Source organism: Streptococcus sp. SCPM-O-B-23252 (M501) (assembly GCF_058200355.1).
In genome coordinates, this window is the sequence record NZ_JBYQGS010000001.1 from 1063761 (window position 1) to 1085437 (window position 21677).

At 40.2% G+C, this 21677-nt stretch carries 15 protein-coding genes, 1 tRNA gene and 1 other RNA gene; 1 reads left to right on the top strand and 16 read right to left on the bottom strand.

Annotated features, from left to right (window positions below):
• Positions 1-28: 28 nt before the first annotated feature.
• The 5 genes from AC3E6G_RS05180 to pcrA form a co-directional block, all read right to left on the bottom strand.
• Positions 29-1129 (bottom strand): AAA family ATPase, encoded by a 1101-nt coding sequence (locus AC3E6G_RS05180; RefSeq protein ID WP_061563806.1) that lies wholly within the window; start codon positions 1127-1129, stop codon positions 29-31.
• Complete coding sequence (locus tag AC3E6G_RS05185) at positions 1130-1930, bottom strand: hypothetical protein (RefSeq protein WP_061563805.1); 801 nt, start codon at positions 1928-1930, stop codon at positions 1130-1132.
• Positions 1931-1939: 9 nt separating this feature from the next.
• Positions 1940-3616 carry a ligand-binding sensor domain-containing protein gene (locus AC3E6G_RS05190; protein ID WP_061563804.1) on the bottom strand — a complete coding sequence of 559 codons (1677 nt, stop codon included), beginning with the start codon at positions 3614-3616 and terminating at the stop codon, positions 1940-1942.
• A gap of 6 nt (positions 3617-3622) precedes the next feature.
• Positions 3623-4897 carry a DUF2130 domain-containing protein gene (locus AC3E6G_RS05195; protein WP_366961560.1) on the bottom strand — a complete coding sequence of 425 codons (1275 nt, stop codon included), beginning with the start codon at positions 4895-4897 and terminating at the stop codon, positions 3623-3625.
• 370 nt (positions 4898-5267) lie between these two features.
• The gene (gene pcrA, locus AC3E6G_RS05200) at positions 5268-7553 is read right to left on the bottom strand and encodes a DNA helicase PcrA (RefSeq protein WP_366961559.1); all 2286 of its coding nucleotides are present in this window, start codon (positions 7551-7553) and stop codon (positions 5268-5270) included.
• A 190-nt stretch (positions 7554-7743) separates the two neighbouring features.
• Here pcrA and AC3E6G_RS05205 point away from each other — a divergent pair, with 190 nt between their 5' ends.
• Complete coding sequence (locus tag AC3E6G_RS05205; RefSeq protein ID WP_061563803.1) at positions 7744-8937, top strand: cation diffusion facilitator family transporter; 1194 nt, start codon at positions 7744-7746, stop codon at positions 8935-8937.
• 90 nt (positions 8938-9027) lie between these two features.
• Here the strand turns inward: AC3E6G_RS05205 and lepB are convergent, their stop codons facing one another.
• The 11 genes from lepB to dnaG form a co-directional block, all read right to left on the bottom strand.
• On the bottom strand, positions 9028-9585 hold the full coding sequence (lepB, locus tag AC3E6G_RS05210) for a signal peptidase I (protein ID WP_006596584.1): 558 nt from the start codon (positions 9583-9585) through the stop codon (positions 9028-9030).
• Positions 9586-9736: 151 nt separating this feature from the next.
• Positions 9737-11242: a pyruvate kinase gene (pyk, locus tag AC3E6G_RS05215; protein WP_048689107.1), complete on the bottom strand. Its 1506-nt coding sequence runs from the start codon at positions 11240-11242 to the stop codon at positions 9737-9739.
• 60 nt (positions 11243-11302) lie between these two features.
• Positions 11303-12316, bottom strand: coding sequence for a 6-phosphofructokinase (gene pfkA / locus AC3E6G_RS05220; RefSeq protein WP_061563802.1), 1014 nt, complete (start codon positions 12314-12316; stop codon positions 11303-11305).
• Between the two features lie 84 nt (positions 12317-12400).
• Entirely contained in the window at positions 12401-15502 is a 3102-nt protein-coding gene (locus AC3E6G_RS05225) for a DNA polymerase III subunit alpha (RefSeq protein ID WP_490700597.1), read from the bottom strand.
• A gap of 127 nt (positions 15503-15629) precedes the next feature.
• Positions 15630-15717, bottom strand: a tRNA-Ser gene (locus AC3E6G_RS05230).
• Positions 15718-15850: 133 nt separating this feature from the next.
• Positions 15851-16198, bottom strand: a transfer-messenger RNA (tmRNA) gene (ssrA, locus tag AC3E6G_RS05235).
• Positions 16199-16274: 76 nt separating this feature from the next.
• Positions 16275-17075 carry an ABC transporter ATP-binding protein gene (locus AC3E6G_RS05240; RefSeq protein WP_125329600.1) on the bottom strand — a complete coding sequence of 267 codons (801 nt, stop codon included), beginning with the start codon at positions 17073-17075 and terminating at the stop codon, positions 16275-16277.
• Positions 17076-17084: 9 nt separating this feature from the next.
• On the bottom strand, positions 17085-17792 hold the full coding sequence (locus tag AC3E6G_RS05245; RefSeq protein WP_048691014.1) for an ABC transporter ATP-binding protein: 708 nt from the start codon (positions 17790-17792) through the stop codon (positions 17085-17087).
• 155 nt (positions 17793-17947) lie between these two features.
• Complete coding sequence (locus AC3E6G_RS05250; protein ID WP_006596590.1) at positions 17948-18277, bottom strand: metal-sulfur cluster assembly factor; 330 nt, start codon at positions 18275-18277, stop codon at positions 17948-17950.
• Positions 18278-18620: 343 nt separating this feature from the next.
• Positions 18621-19733 (bottom strand): RNA polymerase sigma factor RpoD, encoded by a 1113-nt coding sequence (gene rpoD / locus AC3E6G_RS05255; protein ID WP_048689399.1) that lies wholly within the window; start codon positions 19731-19733, stop codon positions 18621-18623.
• A 2-nt stretch (positions 19734-19735) separates the two neighbouring features.
• Positions 19736-21523, bottom strand: coding sequence for a DNA primase (gene dnaG / locus AC3E6G_RS05260; RefSeq protein WP_490700598.1), 1788 nt, complete (start codon positions 21521-21523; stop codon positions 19736-19738).
• Between the last annotated feature and the right edge of the window lie 154 nt (positions 21524-21677).

Genomic DNA, 21677 nt, shown 5'->3' on the forward strand with positions numbered 1-21677 from the left:
TGGAAAAATTTTTCCAGCGTTTTTTATGTTAGTTTTGATTTTCTAAAAAAATATCTTCACTAGTAATTAACTGAAGAGTTTCTTTAGAAAATGACTGGGATCTTGCCAATCTTTTTGCCTGATTCATTACGACAGAATCAAAAATATTTCTTGCTAATCTTCCATTTGATTTCAAATTATCCTTTTCATTAATGGACTTTTGAAAAATATCCTTAACTTTATCTTGAGCTTCTTTAGAAATCAAATAATCATTTTCTGAACAAATATAAAGAAATATTTCTAGTAATTCCTCTACTGAATAGTCTTTAAAATGTATAAAATAGTTAAATCTAGACTTTAGTCCAGGGTTAGAGTTAAAGAATTGGTTCATTTGATCTTCATAACCTGCCACAATCACTACTAAGTCACTTCTATAGTCTTCTAGTGCTTTCGTTAACTCAGTTAAACATTCTCTACCATAACTGTCACTTTTATCGTTCTCTGTTATGCTATAAGCTTCGTCTATAAATAAAACCCCTCCTATAGATTTTTGGATAATCCTCTTAACTTTTATAGCAGTTTGGCCTTGATATTCAGCTATTAAATCAGTTCTACTTGCTTCAATAAAATGCCCCTTACTTAAAAGACCTAGTGAACGATACATGTTTCCCACAATCCTAGCAACAGTCGTTTTGGCCGTTCCTGGATTCCCTAAAAATGCCATATGCATTGTTCTACTTGTCTTTTTTAGACCAAGGTTTTCCCTAACTTTTTGAATTTTATTAAATGTTACTAGTCCGTCTATCTCTTTTTTTACATTTTCTAAGCCTATTAAAGAATTTAATTCATTCGATAATATCTCAAAAGATTTTGTATTGGTTTCTTTTAATATAGCATAGTTTGTATCAATAACTCTGGCACCTAAATATTTATATAAAATTTCTAATATATTAGATTGTTTATCCTTCATAGTTGGAAATGTTTTATTATTTGACAAATTTCCTAAACGTTTTACAAACTCTAGCTCTGAATTTTTAACATGATTTACAATATCTTGAAGAATTATTTCAAATTCATAAGTCATATTCGTTAATTCGTCAATTTTTTTCACTTCTGTTTTTAACAATTTTAAATAAGTTTCACTAATCATCTACACTACCTTAAATAATAGAAATATTACTATTATTACCACAACTAGACCCAGAATATAGAAACCATTTTTAAAAAAACTGATCTCTCTTTGACTTTTTTCTAATTTTATTTGAAAATCTTCAACACATTTATTTAAATGTTCTTTTTCTTCTTTTACTCTACGATACACACCATCCATTTCATTTTTTAAAATACTCTGTTTTTCTTCTACTTGTACCTGTAAATCATAAAAACTATTTTCAATTTTTGCTAATTTATTTAGATTTACGTTTAAATTGTCAATTTCAATCTGAGTTTGACTTTGTCTATCTTCAAGCTGATCTATTTCTTCCAATTTATTATGATGGTCCTTCAAAATATTTATTATATCTTTATTTTGTTTGAAAATATCATTTAATAAATTTTCATTACTTTTTTGATATGATTTAGTTTCCTCTAAGCCTTGTAAAGCAATATTATTAGCTTCTTTTGCCGCAAGCAAAGATTTTGAAATATTCTGAATATATTCATCATCTAATATCTGAAATGTTTCGTAAATAGTATTAAATTCCTGAATAATCTTTTTAATATGCTTGTTTTGTTCAATCATTCTATTTTGAACGGCATCAGAAAGAGCATTTAAATCCTTCCCTTTAACATCATACTCCATTCCCATAAATCCTAAAAAGGGATCCTCTTTTGGTACAGTTGGTAGATTTGATTGTTTAGGAATCTTCTCGCTAAAATCTTTTAACTCCTGTTTTTTATCATTAAATCTTTCAGATTTCGCTAAAACTTGAATCTCCAATTCATCTGACATAACTTTCTCCTATAATAAATTGTTTAATATCTCTTGCATTTCCTTTAGTTCATTATGCTTCTCATCAAAGTATTCTTCAGTATTTGATAATCGTTGTTTAAAGTCAACTTTAGAGATAATAAACTCTTCCTGGATACTATCTAGTAATTCTCGTAATTTTTTATGATTTTTAGCCATCTTATTTAAAATACTATTTCGTTTAACAGCAACATTTTCTTCTGCAACAAAAATTTGTATATCTTGAATTCTCAACAGTTCGTTTTTCTTATCAGCTTGTTGCTTTTGATTCTCCTCAATTAACTTTCTTGAAATAAATTGATCAAGTTTATTAATGATAATGACAGCCAATATTCCTGTCAGTACACTTGCAAAAAACATTCCCAAAACATTTGCTAAAGTACCTAAAAACTTTATTTCAAATCCCATACCTGGTATTGTTAATAAATACTTTTCGAGAATTTCTCCTAAAAACATTGCTCCTACAGCAACCAAACCAGAAGTAATGATTTTTGATATATGGGCAATTTTAATTTCAACAGAATGAGATTGATTTTCAGGATTCGATAAATAAGAAATACTCTCTCTGATTGACCCAAATACTTGTTTGACCATGTTTGGAAGCCTTCTTAATTTTTGATTTATTGCTCCAATAATCTCTCCCACTATACTCCCAACAAAACTGTCTACACCAACTTTGATAAAATCTTTAATTTTATTAAAGAAGGAATGAAGCGCATTTTTCATTTCATCTAAGAATGCATCAAACGAACGTTTTTTAGATTTAAAAAAACGAACTAAAGCATTCATAATTTCTTTCAGCATCCCAAATAATGCTGCAACAAACATAGCTTTAACCGCGTCTTTACCAGCTTTATTGGCTATTCTGACAGAAGCCTTCTTTGCAATATCCTTATTGATAGCTTTCTTCGCTGTTTTCTCAGCTTTGAGCATTTTCTTCGAATCAGCCGCTAATTTATCATTTAATCTTTTTTCATTTTCAGCTTTAAGATTTTTCTTTTCTACATCTGAGATATTCTTCTTATCAATCTTCTCATTAGCTCTTTTGACTTGATCCTTGAGTTTTTTTTCCCTCGCTTCTCTATTCTTTATATATTCACTATTGGATTTTGCTCCTTTACTTTTATTAAGTGATTCGTTTGTTGCAGCAAAATTTTCTGATTTGTTTGCTAAATCGGCAGTTTCTATATCAGCAATCTTTCTCCAAGGATTTTCAAAAATTTGTTTACGTGCTACAACGTGATCTAAATTAGCTTTTTCATTTACTTTTAATGTTTTTCCGGTGTATTCATCCTTCAAGTTTCCTAATTTTTGCTTTTCTTTCATAGCTTTATTTGCAGCAGTATATCTTTTATCTTCCAGAATATCTTTACCAATATTTTTGGTATATTCTTTTGGTCTATCTTTATTATCATTATACTGATTAAGAAGCGTGTCACTTGTCATTTCTAAACCAATTTGATTCGCAAATTGATTCCATATTTCATCTAAAATAACATCCCCCAATTTATCTGGTGAACTAATTTCTTTACATTCTAGTTCTAATTTTTCAAGATTAGAAAACTCCATTGTAAATTGCTGTTCCAATAGTTCTTCTAATTCGTCATAATTTAAATTTTCAGACTCATTTACTTCTTCAGTATTCAATACTAATAATTCATTTTCCACTGCTTTCTATTCCCCCTTCAAGGCATCAAACTTTGCTTTCATAGTTGGATTTTTGCGGGTCAATTTTTTGACTGATACATCATCCAGCTTATTATTGGCAAGTCGGAGTTGATTTTCTGATGTGGTGAGGAATTTCTTGACTTCTTCCATCCGCTTAATGGCTTTGTCGATTTCATCGATGGCCTTGCCAAAGTTGACTGAGGCTGAATTGTAGTTCTTAGCAAAGGCAACCTTGAAGGCGTCTAGGTCTTCTTCAAAGTGGGTAATGTCAATATTTTGCTCACGGATAAGTGCTAGTTCTTGCTTGTATTTAAGAGAGTTAAGAGCCGCATTGCGTAAGAGACCAATCAACTGGATAAAGAACTGAGGACGAACGACGTACATCTTCTCATACTCGTGGCTAACATCGACAATCCCTGTGTTGAAGTAGTCATTATCTGCTTCAAGCATACTTACCAAAACAGCATACTCACAGTTCTTTTCTCGACGATCCTTGTCCAACTCCTTGTAGAAATCGGCATTCTTATGTTTTTTCTCAGTTCCATCCGCTTCATTTTTCATCTCAAACATGATAGAAATGAATTCCAGCCCATTTTCATCAAAATCACGGAAGATAAAGTCCCCTTTAGACCCACGAGCAGAAACCTTGTTGTCCTTTTCGAAATAAGCGTTTGGAAAGGCAAAGCTACGGACCTTGTTAAACTCACTTTCCGCATACTGCTCCAGACTTTCCCCAATGGCCTTGGTTGATTGTTGGGCCTTGAAGTTCTTGTAAAACTCAACCTGCTCATTGGCCGCCTTAAGCTGGGCCTCATAGTTTTGTTTCACCGAAGCAAGAGAAAGCTCGTTTTCTTTTTCTTGTAGAAGGAGCTGATTTTTGACCTGGTCTCTTTCTTTCTCTAGATTAGACAGTGTTTTTTGAAGCTGATTTTCATGCTCCAAGCGCAAGGTAGCCAACTGATTTTCCAGCGCTTGTACTTCTTTTTCTTTCTCTAGCAGGCTTTGGCTCGCGGCTTGCTCTACTTCCTTTTTCGCCAATTCTTTTTCAGTATCAAACTGTTGAATCTGGTTTTGTAACTGGGCAATTTCTTGGTCCTTCTTGGCTAACTTCTCTTGCTGCTCATTAAGGGCCTTTTGCTCAGCTAAAGCCAACTCTTGCCGAATCCGCTCATGAATTTCCTTGTCAAACTCAGCTGTCCGTACCTGTGACAAGAGTTCGCTGTATTGACTTTCATTGACTGTAAAGACTTCCCCACAGTTGGGGCACTTGATTTCGTTCATAGCATGCCTCTTTCTCTATTCTTAGTATATTATATCATGCCACTTGGAAAATCAAAACCAGCAAGCTAAGCTTGCTGGTTTCAACTGAATATTCATTCCTCTATAGAGACTTTTCTTAGGTGAGGACGGACGGCAGCGACTCCCTTTGGGATTCCATACCTTAGATTTGAGCCTCACGTCTCAAATCTACCGAGCACCAGAAACTGATGTGTTTCTGGTGCTTTCCTCACGGCGAAAAGTCTCAACCTATTCTGCACTATTCCCAGAAGTTCTTTTCTTGGAACTTTTTCTTGCAGTAACAAATTAGATCCTCAAGGAGATAGTGCATGTTTATGATCTGAAACAGTACACTTAGCTTACTGGCTTTAGTTTATTTCTTCTCAATCGGCGCGACACTGGCCAAGAGTTTCTTGAGCCCCACTTCTGGGAAGTTGATCTTGAGTTCTTGGGTGTTGCCACTACCAGAGACTTCAAGCACAGTTCCTTCTCCCCACTTCTTGTGAATAGCAATGTCGCCAATAGACCAAGCGACGCTCTCTTTGGCACTAGAACGGTTGCTATTGCCAAAAGGAAGGCTTGATGATGTGAGCGCACTTGGAGCTGCTTGTCTCTTGCGCTCCTGAAGGGCTTGTGACAGACTCATGCCTTTTCCAAAGGTCGTTCCGCCACCATTGCTATAAGAAACCTTAAAGCTAGTGTTGGCCGGACGCGCTAATCCTTGGCAGGTTAACAAATCTGAGCTAATTTCATTGATAAAGCGCGTCGGACGGTTGTAGCTGGTCCGCCCAAAGAGCAAACGAGAATTGGCATTGGTCAAGAAGAGAACCTTCTCTGCCCGTGTGATCCCCACGTAAGCCAAACGACGTTCTTCTTCCAACTCATCCGGATCCTCTGCCGCTCGACTAAGAGGAAAGACGTTTTCTTCCATCCCAATCAAGAAAACCACTGGGAATTCCAAACCTTTGGCCGCGTGAAGGGTCATCAAGGTGACTTCTGAGGTCTCTTGCGCTCCATCGTCTGTATCGGCAATCAAGGCTAAGTCGTTCAAGAAACGACTCAAGGTATCCACACCTGATTCGTCTTCAACAGAATCGCCATTTTCATCAAAATTCTTGGTAACAGATAGGAACTCTTGGATATTCTCGATGCGGGCCTGACTTTCCAGATTTCCCTGATTGGTTAGGGCCGTCATATAACCTGTCTTGTCAAGGACTTCTTCGACCAACTCTGTAATGGTCAGCTGGTCCAATTTTTCTCTCAAATCAAGAATGAGATTGGCAAAGTCCCAGATGGCTTGGGCTGCCTTGCCTTTGATGCCAGAGAGCATGATATTGGCTGAAGCATCCAGGAGTGAGGACTCTTGCATTTGGGCAAAGTCGCGAATCTTATCCACTGTACCTGGCCCGATTCCCCGCTTAGGTTCATTGATAATGCGCTCAAAACTGATATTGTCACTGAGGTTGGCAATCAAGTTCAGATAAGCAATGACATCCCGAATTTCCTTCCGGCTGTAGAACTTGGTGCCCCCTACCATGGTGTAGGGAATATTGGATTTGAGCAGTGCTTCTTCAATGGTCCGTGACTGGGCATTAGTCCGGTAGAGAACCGCAAAATCACGATGCTTATAGCCAGCTTCGCGACTGAGCTCTTCAATGGTTTTGGCAACAAAGACTGCTTCATCCTGCTCATCATTAGCCCGGTAATAAACAATCTCTTCTCCATCAGCATTTTGGGTCCAGAGATTCTTCGGACGGCGGTTCCGATTATTTTTGATCACATCGTTAGCTGCTTGTAGGATGGTTTTAGTGGAGCGATAATTTTCCTCTAACAAGACGACCTTGGCATCTGGATAATCCTTTTCAAAGTCGAGAATATTTTGCATGTCTGCACCCCGCCAGCCATAAATAGACTGGTCAGCATCCCCAACAACACAGATATTTTTAAAGCGAGAAGCCAAGAGTTTGACCAATTGGTATTGGGCATGGTTGGTATCTTGGTACTCATCTACATGGATGTATTGGAACTTCTGCTGGTAATAGGTCAGCACATCTGGATGCTGGTCAAAGAGACGCAAGGTCAACATGATCAAATCATCAAAATCCACCGCTTCTGACTGACGGAGTTCCTTTTGGTAAGCCTCATAGCACTTGGCGACGATATGGGTGTACATATCCCCCGCTTGGGTGGCATAAGCCACTTCGTCGATCAGGTCGTTCTTGGCATTGGAAATGGTCCCCAAAATGGTTCGTTCATTCCATTTTTTAGGATCCAAGTTTAACTGCTTGAGAATACGTTTCATCAGTGTGCGCTGCTCACCTGGATCGACAATGGTAAAGTTACGATTGTAACCAATGTGATCCGCATCGCGGCGAAGGATACGCACACACATGGAGTGGAAGGTGGCGATCAAGCAATCTTGAGTCGCCGGATTTAGGTGATAAGCCCGCTCTTTCATCTCGCGAGCGGCTTTATTGGTAAAGGTAATGGCCAAAATATTCCAAGGATTGACCATTTTTTCATCAATCAAGTAAGCAATCCGATGGGTCAAGACACGTGTCTTACCAGAACCTGCCCCCGCCATGATCAAGAGGGGACCTTCTGTCGTTTGGACCGCCTCCGCTTGGCGGTCATTCATACCATTCAATAAAGGATTCATCTCATACTCCTCGTTCATTCAATCGTTCTATTATACCACAATTTACCTCTTTCTCCTTGAGAAAATGGTCGGCTTCATTTGAATTTTAAGCGTAAAAAGTCTATAATGAATCTTTAAGAAGATACGTTTTTCTTTATCAAAGAAAAACGAGGAAACGAATGAAAAAAAAATGAAAAGTAAGGAGGGACTCGTGGAAAAGTCACAAAATAATTTAAAACTAGCCGAACGTGGAGCCCTGATCAGTATCGTGGCCTACCTGCTCCTATCCGCTGCTAAGTTAGCAACAGGACACCTCCTTCACTCCTCCAGTTTGGTTGCTGATGGTTTTAATAACTTATCAGATATTATCAGTAATGTCGCCCTTCTCATCGGCATTCGCATGGCCCGCCAGCCAGCTGACCGCGACCACCGATTTGGTCATTGGAAGATTGAAGATCTAGCTAGCCTGGTAACTTCCATCATCATGTTTTATGTGGGCTTTGATGTCCTACGAGATACGGTTCAAAAAATTCTCAGCAGGGAAACAACTGTTATTGATCCTTTAGGAGCCATTGTTGGAGTTGGGTCAGCCCTTGTCATGTTTGCGGTCTATCTTCATAACCGCACTTTAGCCAAGAAAGCCCAATCCAAGGCCCTTAATGCTGCTGCTAAAGATAACCTGTCTGATGTGGTCACTTCTTTAGGAACCTCTGTTGCGATTGGAGCTAGTGCTCTTAACTATCCAATTGTGGACCAATTAGTGGCCATCGTTATTACCTTCTTTATCCTAAAAACTGCCTACGACATTTTCATTGAATCCTCCTTCAGCCTCTCAGATGGATTTGATGAAAGTCTTCTTGATAAATACAAGGCTGCCATTCTAGAATTACCCAAAGTCAGCCGGGTCAAATCCCAACGGGGACGGACCTATGGAAGCAACATTTACCTAGATGTCGTCATCGAAATGAATCCAGACCTCTCTGTTTATGAGAGTCATGCCATTACCGAAGAGGTCGAGCGCCTTCTCAAGCAACAGTTTGGCGTCTTTGATATCGATGTCCATGTGGAGCCAAGTTCTATCCCTGAAGATGAGATTTTGGACAATGTCCTTCTCAAATTGAAAACTTATGAAGAACGCTTGCAGGCTCAGCAGGAATATTCAACCCTCCTAGCAGACAACTTCACCCTCATTAATGAATTCGGCCAAGAAAGCCACAAAGAGGACCTAGTCCGTTTGCAAGAAGAGCATCAAATTCCCTTTAAGAATTTCGAGATCGAATCCATCAGTCAAAAGACCAAATTGATTCGCTATGAATTACACAACCAGGTTCACACCAGTCTCTGGCGTCGCCATGAACACTGGCAAAAGGTCTTTCATCAAATTACAAATAAACAGGAAAAATAGATCCCTCTCCCTCAATCTAAACTAGAACAAAAAGCTACTGCAATTCCTTTCTGCAGTAGCTTTTTTGTAAGAAAAAATAGTCCTCATGGACTATTCTTCTTCTTTAATAAAACCAAATTTATTTAGAGGGTACAATCTGAAATCGACAACACCCTCAATCTGATCTGCTTGAATATAACCAAATTCACGACTGTCTTTGGTATTGTTGCGATCATCATTTAGGACTAAGTAACTATTACTAGGTACTTTTCCAGCCTTGGTTCCCTTGAGTTCTCTAGAGAAAAAATCATTTGTAAAATAATCGCCACTTGGGGCAGCCAAATGTTTGGTCTTCATCTTGTCCAAATACGGCTCTGCTGTAGCTACACCATTCAGATAAAAGACATCATCCACATAGCTGACCTCATCGCTCTCTATCGCAATGACACGTCCAAGATATTGTTTCTCTTTTACATGATAGAGGACCAAGTCCGTTCGATCAATTTTCCCCTTTTTAGTCGCTAATACTAAATCATCTTTCTTAACGGAGGCATTGGCCATTTGATCAGATACCCACAATGGTTGAAAAACAAATAGGCGCAAAGTAATAAGTACCAAGCCCAATATTCCAATGATGATAATATTCCGAATCAAATCCCTTTTCGACATTCCTATCCCCCCTTTCAGCTCATTTCATTATACCATTTTATTAGACAATAAAAAAGGCCCACATTCCCAAATTGTCAGAAAATTGCTCTAAAAAGAAAAACCTTGTCTCCAAGCTTTAAACTTAGAAAACAAGGTTTGTTCATTGATTAGATTAACGGACTGTACGGATACGCATTGTGTTTGTACGAACAGCTTCGCCAAGTGGTACACCTGCAACGATAACGATATCGTCACCAGATTGTACAAGACCTGCTTCTACTGCTTTACGTTCTGCGATTTCGAACATATCGTCAGTTGATGATGGAGCTTCAGTCAACATTGGGATAACACCCCAGTTCAACATCAATCCACGCTCTGTCAATTCGTCAAATGTCAAGGCCAAGATGTCAGCATCTGGACGGTATTTAGAAATCAAACGTGCTGTGTGACCAGTCTTAGTCAATGTTACAATCAATTTGATGTCCATTGAGTTTGTAGCATCTTTAACAGCTGAAGCCATAACTTCTGTCTTAGAGTTACGTTCGAATGAATCTGAGTTCAAACGTCCGTATTCGTTAAGAAGAGTTTGAGCGTTCTTGTCAATAGTTGCCATTGTTGTTACAGACTCAAGTGGGTATTTACCATTTGCAGACTCACCTGAAAGCATAGTAGCGTCAGTTCCGTCGATAACTGCGTTGAAGACGTCAGATACTTCTGAACGAGTTGCACGTGGTTTTTCAGTCATTGTTTCAAGCATGTTTGTTGCAGTGATAACAACTTTACCAGCAGCGTTCACTTTTGTGATGATCATTTTTTGGTAAACTGGAACCATTTCGAATGGTACTTCGATACCCATGTCACCACGAGCAATCATGATACCGTCAGCAGCTTCAATGATTTCATCCAAGTTATCGATACCTTGTTGGTTTTCGATTTTCGCAAACAATTGAACGTGACCGTTACCAGTTTCTTCACAGATGGCACGAACTTCGTTCACGTCTTTTGCAGTACGTACGAATGAGATCGCGATGAAGTTGATACCTTGTTCCAAACCGAAGCGGATATCAGCGTTATCACGTTCAGCAAGAGCTGGGAAAGGAATTTTCGTGTTAGGGATGTTCACACCTTTTTGTTTAGCGATCACACCGTCATTTTCAACTTCACAAACGAATTCACGAGTTGCGTCGTCTTTTTCTACAACACGAAGACCCAATTTACCATCGTCAACCAATACTTGGCGACCAACTTCAACGTCATCATAGATGTCAAGCGCACCTGCAACATTCAAAGCAATCACTTCACGAGTTGATTTGATTCCTTGTTTAGTAGCAACACGGATTTTTTCACCAGTCTTGTATGAGTACTCTTTAGCATCGCCTTCGAACAATTCAGTACGGATTTCTGGACCTTTTGTATCAAGAAGGAAACCAACTTTTTTACCTGCAAGTTTTTCTGCAAGTTTAACAGTAGCCATACGGTCACCTTGTTCTTGGTGGTCACCGTGTGAGAAGTTGAAACGGAAAGTATTTGCTCCAGCTTCGATCAATTGAGCAATGTTTTTAGCTGATGCTTCAACGTCAAGTTTTTCACCCCAGTATCCGTCATCACCGAATTTTTTACCACCACGGATTTCTACCGCAGGACCTAAGGTTGCAACGATTTTTACACGTTTGTTCATGATTTCTATGACTCCTTTTAAAATACACTGTCTTTTTAGACAAATTTTAACAAATAAATATTAAATAGAAGATAAGCTACGGTTCAACTCTGCAAGGTTCAAGTCAGCCTTGTGAGGGTTGTTCACTTTAATCTTACCATCTTCAGTTAAGCTAAAGAGGGCTCCTTCTTCTGCACTACCAAGAATTGGGTTTTCCACCATTTGTTCATTGCGGATACCAACAGCTACACCACCGATACCAGCTTTCAACAACTTAACAGCATGTGCACCCAAACGTGAAGCAAGAACACGGTCACGCGCAGTAGGTGAACCACCACGTTGGATATGTCCAAGTTCTGTTACACGAAGATCGCTTGCATCTCCAGCATCTTTCAAGGCTTTACCAAATTCAGCAGCAGACATCACACCTTCAGCAAGAACGATAATATTGTGTGTACGACCTTTTTCGTAGCCCTTCTTAATACTCTCAACGACATCCTCGATAGCAAAGCCTTCTTCTGGAATGATAATTTCATCCGCACCAGAAGCAATACCAGACCAAAGGGCAATATCCCCGGCATTACGTCCCATAACCTCGATTACAAAGGTACGATGGTGACTAGACGAAGTATCGCGGATCTTATCAATCGCATCCATAACAGTTGTAACAGCTGTATCAAACCCGATTGTAAAATCTGTACCAACGATATCATTATCAATTGTTCCAGGAAGTCCTACAGCTGGGAAGCCATGTTCTGTCAAACGCATCGCACCGTGGTATGATCCATCACCACCGATAACGACGACACCTTCGATTCCATGTTTTTTCAACTGCTCGATCCCTTTTAATTGACCTTCGCGTTCAGCAAATTCAGGATAGCGAGCTGAATGAAGCATCGTTCCACCACGAGAAATAATATCTCCAACTGATGAAGCATCTAATTGATGGATATCACCAGCAACCATACCAGCGTATCCATTATAGATACCAAATACTTCCATTCCTTCAGAAATTGCTTGGCGAACAACTGCACGGATAGCAGCATTCATTCCAGGGGCATCTCCACCACTGGTTAAAACAGCAATACGTTTCATTTCGATATTTGCTCCTTTTTTTCTTTTACATTCTTAATGATTATAACACAAAGAGGCTCAAATTTCTCCTATTTTCCGCAGATTTTATCGATAAATCGTTTTCATAGCAATACTTGCCAGATCATTTTCCAACTCCTCGTTTTTCTGAACAGAAACTCCTTTTAATTGAATGGTCTTTTTCTCCTCTTCATAGCGAATAACGACAGGATAGGGACCTGGATAGGCTTTTAAAATATCTAAAACTGCTCGGTCTTCTTGGTGATCAAACAATTGAATCCAAAAACGCTGATTGGTAGCTTCTTCTGCTTCCATCAAAATCATTTGAAGACGACCATCTCTAGACTGTATTTTCCCCTTGAGATAGTAATAGCCCTTTTCTCTTATTTTTGAACTATACTGGCGATAAGTTTCTGGAAAAAGGGTGATATCCATCTTCTTTTGGAGATCGGAAACTTGTAAAAAGGCCATATTTTCCCCATTTTTTGTTCGAATCGTCCGGATTGATTGGACTTCGACCAATATGGTGGCCTGTTCCCCTTCGCTTAAAGAAACGATCGGCCGCACCGGTTGGCTACTTGCGGCTAGAATTTCCACCAGAGGATGAGGACTGAGACCGACTCCTATGACCCTCTGCTCCATCTCATACTTCTCAGCCTTGCTGTAATCCTCGGCATCCATCCAAGAATAATTAGCTTCGCCAAACAAACTACCCAACTCATCTGCAAAAACAAATAGATTAGGAAGGTTCTGAAGGACTTTTCTGCGATTCTTTTCAAAGCAGTCAAACAAGCCCAATTCTACCAGTGGTGTTAAAAGAGGAAGTTTGTGGTACTGACTGGGCAGGCGCAAGATAAAATCTTCAATGCTCTCAAAGGGACGTTGGTCAATAATCCAAAAGGCTAGATCTTTGGGAAGACCTTTGATATTTTTCATTCCTAGATAAATCTTCTGATCTTGGAACTTATCTTTATAAGGAATGGTATTAATGGTCAAAGGAGCCACTTGGAAGTCAAATTGTAATGCATCGGTCAAGTAGTCACTGCTAGAGTAGTTGAGCATAATGTCAAAGAAGACATCTGGATAATGAACTTTAAAGTAAGCCAATTGGAAGGCCAGGGCTGAGTAGGCATAAGCATGGGAACGATTGAAGCCATAGCCCGCAAATTTTTCCATAATGGTAAAGACTTGCTTGGCTTTTTCTGCACTGTGCCCAAGCGCGACAGCCCCCTTGATAAAGTCATCTTCCATCCGATGCATCTCTGTCACATTCTTTTTTCCCATGGCCCGTCTGAGGATATCGGCCTTCCCTAGACTAAAGCCAGCAAAGGTCTGGGCCACCTGCATGACTTGTTCCTGATAGAGCATGATGCCATAAGTTGGTGCTAGAATCCCTTCTAAACTAGGATCAATCATATCGACCTTCTCTTTGCCATGCTTGCGTTTGACGAAATTATCGATATAGTCACTAGCCCCTGGCCGGTTCAAAGAAGTCGTCGCAACAATTTCTTCAAAACAGCTAGGTTGAACTCGTCTAAGCAAACGGATAGCTCCGGCTTGCTCAAACTGGAAGATTCCCTTGGTATTACCCGCAGCAAATAAAGCAATCGTTTCTGGATCTTCTAGAGGAATATCCTCGATTTTAATATCCTTTTGATATTTTTCCTTCACTGCTTCCTGCATCCGTTGAGCAAAGGTCAAATTTCGAAGTCCTAAGAAGTCCATCTTGAGCAGACCATTTGCCTCAACACCATGGGCATCATATTGGGTCAGATTCATCTCCTCACCCATCTTGATCGGGATTTGATTGGTGAGGTCTTCTCCACTCATGACGACACCTGCCGCATGAATCGACGTCTGACGCGGTTGCCCTTCAATCCTCTTCGCAATTTCAAACCCCTTCCGGTATTCTGGACGACTTTGGATGGCTTGACGGAAGGCTAAATTCTTTTCATAAGCAGAGGCTAAGGTGTCCCGTAAGCCAATCCTCTTGGTGAGGTTGGTTAACTCATACTCTGGGGTTCCAAATCTCTTAAAAACATCTCGAATGGCTTGTTTCGCTCCAAAAGTTGAGAAGGTCACAATTTGAGCCACATGAGGACTGCGGTAGCGATTTTTCACATACTGGATAAATTTGGGACGATAGACATCCGGAATATCAATATCAATATCTGGCATAGTATAGCGTTCCAGATTCAAAAAGCGCTCAAAGAGGAGATTGTTCTTGACTGGATCAATCCCTGTGATATCCAAGGCATAGGCTACTAGACTACCAACTGCTGATCCACGGCCCATCCCCATATAGTATCCCTGACTTCGACCAAACCGTAACAAATCCCAGACAATCAAGAAGTAGTCATCAAAGCCCATCTGATGGATGACAGCTAATTCATGACGCAAACGCTCTTGGTAAACCGTCTGGTCCAGACCCTTGGTTCTCAAGCCTTCTTCAGCCAATTCACGTAATTCCTCGACAGCAGGCTTCTCTGGATTAAAGCGGGGAAGCTTTAATTGCGTATCAATCTCATAATGAACGGCCGCAAGAGTCTTCTCTAGATAAGAAATACTATCTGGATAATTATGCACAAAGGCCCGCTCCAACTCTTCTGGTGGCAGGAACATCATAGAAGTGTCAACAGCTCCTACTTCCTTCAGACTGCAATTATTACGAATAGCGTGGAGCATCTGAAGACTCTCCAAATCACTCGTAGAAAAATAGCGGACCGTATGGAGTGGGAAAACAGGACGAGAAAACTGTTTCGCTGGAGTATCTGGAAAGACACCAATCGCAAAGTCTTGGCCCAAGTCTAAATACTCAATCCCTTCAAAATAGGGAACGACGATGGCTATATCCTCCAAAAAGTGTTGGAAAGCCGACCAGTCTGTTGTCCCCATCATTTTCATGCTGGAAATCTTGATTAAATGTTTATAGCCTTTGGTTCCTAATGCAATCAAACGGATAGATAAAGGACCCACCGGTAACTCGACCTCCAAATCAAGACCTAGGACAGCCCCCATACCAGCTTTTTGACACTCTTCTAAAAACTCGTAGCCCCCATATAAATTATCTATGTCCATGAGACCAATTTGTTGGTAACCCATTTCTTTGGCACGCTGAATATAGTCTCGAATAGAGACTAAACTGTCCATAAAGGTATAAACCGATTTTGTGTCCAGTTGTGTAATCACCTTGCACTCCTTTTCGTCCGTTCTTTCCTTCTATTATACAGGAAATCCGACAAAGAAGACACTTTTACCCATTGTCAATCCTGCCTAACAAAAAAACAGATCAACTGATCTGCTTTCCTTTCTCTTACGGAAGACATGGGATTCGAACCCACGCACGCTGTTACACGCCTACCGCGTTTCCAACACGGCCTCTTAAGCCTCTTGAGTAATCTTCCAAACTAGTATCCATTATACGGAAAAGCGCTACTTCTGTCAACAAAAAATTTAGGGATCGCTCACAAGATATCATTGCTTGATAGATTTTAAAGAAATAAAAAAACGACAAAGATTTGTCATTTACATATATAAAAATGGAGCCGGTGGGAATCGAACCCACGTCCAAACATCTGCCAACATATTTGTCTACAACCATAGGTTATGTATTGCTTTAACAGTTCCTCGACACATAACTCAAGCCAAGAAACTGCGAGTCTATCAATCTCTTATCAAACTGCTAGACAAAGTTTGATCGTATCTCGCTAAAATTAAGACCTGTCATCAGACACGAGCAATCCGAATCGGGTCACGCCTGCTGGTTTTTAGGCAGCTAGAGCGTAAGAAGTGTTATTTTTTGCAGTTATATTTAACTGAGCGTTTACGTCGCCACACGAGTCGCAAAATATGCCTCATAATGCCTGTCGAATCCGTAACGACCCCAAAATGATATAGTCCAGTGTATCATTTTTTGGGTAAAATGGCAAAAGAAAAAGAGGAATTCCTTCCTCTTTCATTCTTATTGCAAGTTCAATTTGAATTTTGTTACATAATGAACGGTAAAGTACATCGCTACAATCTTCACTAGTTCATAGATATAAGCCGGAATAAAGTTAACAGCCAATACATCGCTAAGGGTATCATAATAGCCACTTGACAGATATGAAAGGCTGGTTAACTCCACAGTAGGAAACATTCTTCCAATGATGCTAAGAACAACCCAAAGAATAAAACCAAAGACAAAGGCCATTACGACACGATGATTAATAAAGAGTTGGCCCAGTGAAATCGCACAATAGAGCATCAAAATCCCTGAAATGGTTGCTAACAATTGGAAAAACAAGGTTTGCCAAAACAGAGGGCCACCAATACGTTCAAGAAGTAGACCAAGCACCTCAAAGATATTCTGTTGTTGAGAAAGTCCAATTACACCTAGGAAAATGACCAAAGAAAGGACCAAGCTAATAAAACAGAAGATACTCCAAATCAAAGCAGATGTAGCTTTTGCAAGTAAAACGGTATGAGAGCCAGTTGGCAAAGTCCAGGTCAAATAACCTTCTCGACCAAAAATATTATTGTAAAAACGACGAATAATAATGATATAGTTGGTCAAGGTCAACCCGATGTAACCCGCAAAAATAACCAGAACAACAATTCCCACAATCGTATAGGTTGTATCTGCTGTATAACTTGCTGCGCCAGTAATAACACTAGAAGCTAATAAACCAGCAAAAATTGCGAGAATAGCAAGCACACCCGAAATAATGAGATACCACTTATAGGTTGCTTTTAATTCATATTTCATTAATTTCCCAAACATAAGAGCCTCCTAATACATTCTAAATTGTTCACGGAAGATCTCATCAATCGATTTACCGTATTGGTTACGAAGAACAGTTGTGTTTTCATGCAACAGAATACGACCTTGATTGATAAAGAGTGCTTCATCCAAGACTTGCTCAACGTCCGCAATCAAGTGGGTTGAAATCAATACTGATGAGTTTGGACGACGATTTTGAATGATGGTTCTAAGAATGTAGTCACGCGCAGCAGGGTCCACTCCACCAATTGGTTCATCGAGAATGTACAAATCCGCTTCACGGCTCATGACCAAAATTAATTGAACTTTTTCTTTATTCCCTTTAGAGAGTTGTTTCAACTTTTGCTCTGGGTGCAATTGTAAGTCGTTCAACAATTGATAGGCACGTTGCACATTGAAATCTTTATAGAAGTCTTGGAAGAAACGAAGAGTCTCTGAAATCTTCATATTCTCATCCAAATAAGTTGTATCTGGTAAATAAGAAACGACTTGTTTGGTTCTTGCAGACGGCACTTCACCATGGATGTAAACATTTCCCGAAGTAGGTTGCAAAAGCCCATTCACTAATTTAATGATGGTTGTTTTCCCACTTCCATTTGGTCCTAACAAACCAATGATACGACCCGGTTGAATATTGACACTCACATCATATAAGGCAATGTGCTTACCATACACTTTTTGAACATGGTCTAAATAGACCAAAGGGTACTGATTCATAATCTTCTCCTTAATTTAATAATGATTCTATTATAACCTTACTAAGAAGTGATTGCAAGATATAATCGTAAAAGAAGATATAATATTCGTACTATTTGACATCCAAACTATCTTCACAAAAAAAGAGGAACATCCATTCCTCCTTTAAAACAATTTTATTTAATTCCTAATGCAATCCGTGCATAGCGGCTCATTTTTTCAACCGTCCAAGCTGGATACCAGACCAATTTTACATCAACCTTGGTCACTTCTTCCATTCCTGTTAAAGCATCATAAATCTGATCCGTCAGCAAGTCTGCCAATGGACAGCCCATGGTGGTGAGGGTCATATCGATTTCTGTTTCACCAGTTTCACCATCAAACCGAATTTCGTAGACCAAACCAAGGTTGACAATATCTATACCTAATTCAGGATCGATGACTTGCTCTAGATTTTCAAGAATACGGTTTTTAATTTGTTCGATTTCTTCTGTCGTATAACTCATTCTTTACTCCTTCTTCACTCAGTTCAACCCCAGGAAGAATTTTTTTGTTTACAGCAAGCCCTAGATTCAAAGGGCTCTAGAAAAGGGCACCCGGACCTCGGTTGCTTTTCCATTTCTAGGCAACCGTTAAAAATGTCCACTGGACTTGCCTCGCTTTTGAATTTCTGGGCTCAGGTTAAAAAGATCCGCAGGATCTGGGTCGCTTTTTCATTTCTTGGCGACCGTTAAAAAGGTCCCCCGGACCTGGCCACTCTCTTGTTTTTGGATAGCCGTTAAAAATGTCCACTGGACCTGGCCACTCTTTTATTTTTGGGTGGCCGTTAAAAATGTCCACTGGACATTTTTAATCCTCTATAAAGTCACGTAATGGTTTGCTTCTGCTTGGGTGGCGGAGTTTGCGGAGGGCTTTGGCTTCGATCTGACGGATCCGTTCACGGGTCACGTTGAAGACTTTCCCCACATCTTCCAAGGTCCGCATTTTTCCATCATCCAAACCGAAACGGAGACGAAGCACATTTTCTTCCCGGTCTGTCAGGGTATCGAGGACTTCATCCAATTGTTCGCGGAGAACCACACGAGTGGTGTAGTCTACTGGATTTTCAATCACTTCGTCTTCGATAAAATCTCCCAAATGGCTATCGTCTTCTTCCCCGATTGGCGTTTCCAAAGAAACAGGCTCTTGGGCAATCTTCAAGATTTCACGCACCTTATCAGGTGTCATATCCATGCGCTCAGCGATTTGTTCTGGTGTCGGATCTTGTCCCAATTCTTGCAAGAGATTGCGTTGCTCACGAACCAACTTGTTAATAGTTTCTACCATATGAACAGGGATCCGAATGGTACGAGCTTGGTCTGCAATGGCACGCGTGATAGCCTGACGAATCCACCAAGTCGCATAAGTAGAGAACTTGAACCCTTTGGTATAGTCAAACTTATCAACGGCCTTCATCAATCCCATATTTCCTTCTTGGATCAAGTCCAAAAATTGCATCCCACGTCCAACATAACGCTTCGCAATGGAAACAACCAAACGAAGGTTGGCTTCTGCCAAACGTTGCTTGGCTTCCAAGTCTCCTTGTTCCACCAAGATGGCCAATTCTTGCTCTTCTTCATTGGTCAAAAGAGGAACGACCCCAATTTCTTTCAAGTACATCCGTACTGGGTCATTGACCTTGGCAGAGTTGCTTCCAAGCAATTCCTCATCCGTTAGCTCTGGTTCTTCCTCTTCGTTGTTCAGGACACGCGCACTTGGATTTCCTTCCTTATCCGTGATGGAAATCCCTGCATCTTGAATCCGTTGCAACAAATCATCAATTCCATCAGCATCCAAGGTAAAAGGAATGACCAATTGATCATTGATTTCATCATCTGTTGCAGTACCACTTTTCTTATGACTACGAATAAACTCTGCAATTTGGACATCTAAAGTTGTGATATCTTTTTGTTCTTTCGCCATTCCTACTCCATTCTTCTTTTTTGAGCGATTAAGCGCTCGAGTTCCAACAAAGCCTGATCCGCATCTCCACTGTGAGAGGCTTCTCGGACTTTCTTTCCTATTTGTTGACTTTCTTTACGGAGAAGCTCACGATTTCTCGTTTCTTCCACTTCTTCCAACTCATTCTCCGCTATTTCATCCGGTAAATTTTCTTCTAGCATCAGATACCAAGCTCGTTGCACTTCCTCTGTCTGCTCTGACAAATCCTGCGATGTCACTTCTCCATTTTGACAAAGAAGTTGGTACAAGGTTTGCAAGGCAGGGGTATCAAATGAAAAATCTGTCCGAAGACGATATTCATTCAAAACATAAGGAAAAGCGTTCATCCGATGAAGGAGATGATTCTCAGCCCGAACCAGGCGAGGCAGTTGTTTTTGTACGACAGTTGGACTAGCAACTGGAGCCTGTGTCTGAATTTTCCCTTGCTCCTGACGCTGACTCCGCATCTGAAGGCGACTAGCATTAACCGTCTGTTCTACCTGCATATAATCAAAGTCGACCAAGAGATCGGCTAATTTATAAATGTAGGTGTTTTGTGCCGTTACAGATGGCGTCTGAGCAATTAAGGGGGCCATTTTTTCGACAAATTCAATCTGCGCCTGCAAATTTTCAATATTGTCTGGCTTCCAATAATCCATGAGAAACTCTACCCGACTGAGACGTGTTTTTTCCAATAAGTCCGCCAAAGCCTGAGGAGAATTCTTATTGAGATACTCGTCTGGGTCCATCTGATCAGGAATCTGGACGACCTCTACCTCCTGTTTTTCTAGGACCTCCAAAGCCTTTGCTGTCGCCAGCCTTCCCGCCTTATCCCCATCATAGGCCAAGATAACCTTTTTGGTAAATTTGCTCAGATGAGCCACATGTTCCTGTGTGAGGGCTGTCCCCATAGAAGCAACGGCATTCTCAATCCCAGCTCGGTAGGCTGCGATGACATCCATGAATCCTTCCATCAGATAAAGCTCATGGTTCTTCTTAGCGACCTGCTTGGCCTTGTCCAAATGGTAGAGCTCATAACTCTTGTTAAAAAGGAGCGTAGCGCGGCTGTTCTTGTATTTCCCCTGAGGCTTTGCTCCCTCAACTGGTTCACGCCAGAGTCGACCAGAAAAGGCAATGACTCGGCCAGTATCATCCGACAAGGGAAACATGATGCGATCTTGAAACGCATCATACATGGTCCCCCTATCACTAATATGAAATAAACCTGAGTCGGCCAGAATATTTTCTGAAAACTTCCCTGAAACACTCTGAAGCAGATAATTTCCTTCTGCTGGTGCAAGCCCTATTTGAAAATGCCGAAGAACCTCATCATCAAGCCCTCGATCATACAAGTATTGCCGAGCCTCTTCACCCATCTTTGTCGTCATCAGGATGGCATGATAGAACTTGGCAGCCTCTTGATGGATCTCATAGAAGGGCTGTTTCCCATCTGCTTGTTGGGGCCTAGACTGACTTGGAGGAAGAGTCTGGACACGAATGCCCACCTGATCTCCGACAATTTGAACAGCTTCCATGAAGGAGACACCACGATAGTCTTCGATAAACTTAAAAACATCGCCTGAGCGACCACAACCAAAACAATGATAGAATTGTTTATCCTCGACCACATTGAAAGAAGGCGTCTTTTCACCATGAAAAGGGCAGAGACCTAAAAAGTTTCGTCCTGCCTTTGTCAATTGAACGACTTCTCCGATTACATCTACAATATTCACACTGTTTTTAATTTCTGAAATCAGTTGTTTGTCAACCATAAACAGTGCCTCCATTTTACCATAGAATATCATTAACTATTTTAAACTAATTTTTGTCAATTGTAAATCATCCGCATTGATTTTCACCCGATTTTTCCACATTTTTCCTGAGTTTTGAAAGCCTCCATTTTCCTTAAATCAACTTTTTAAAAAA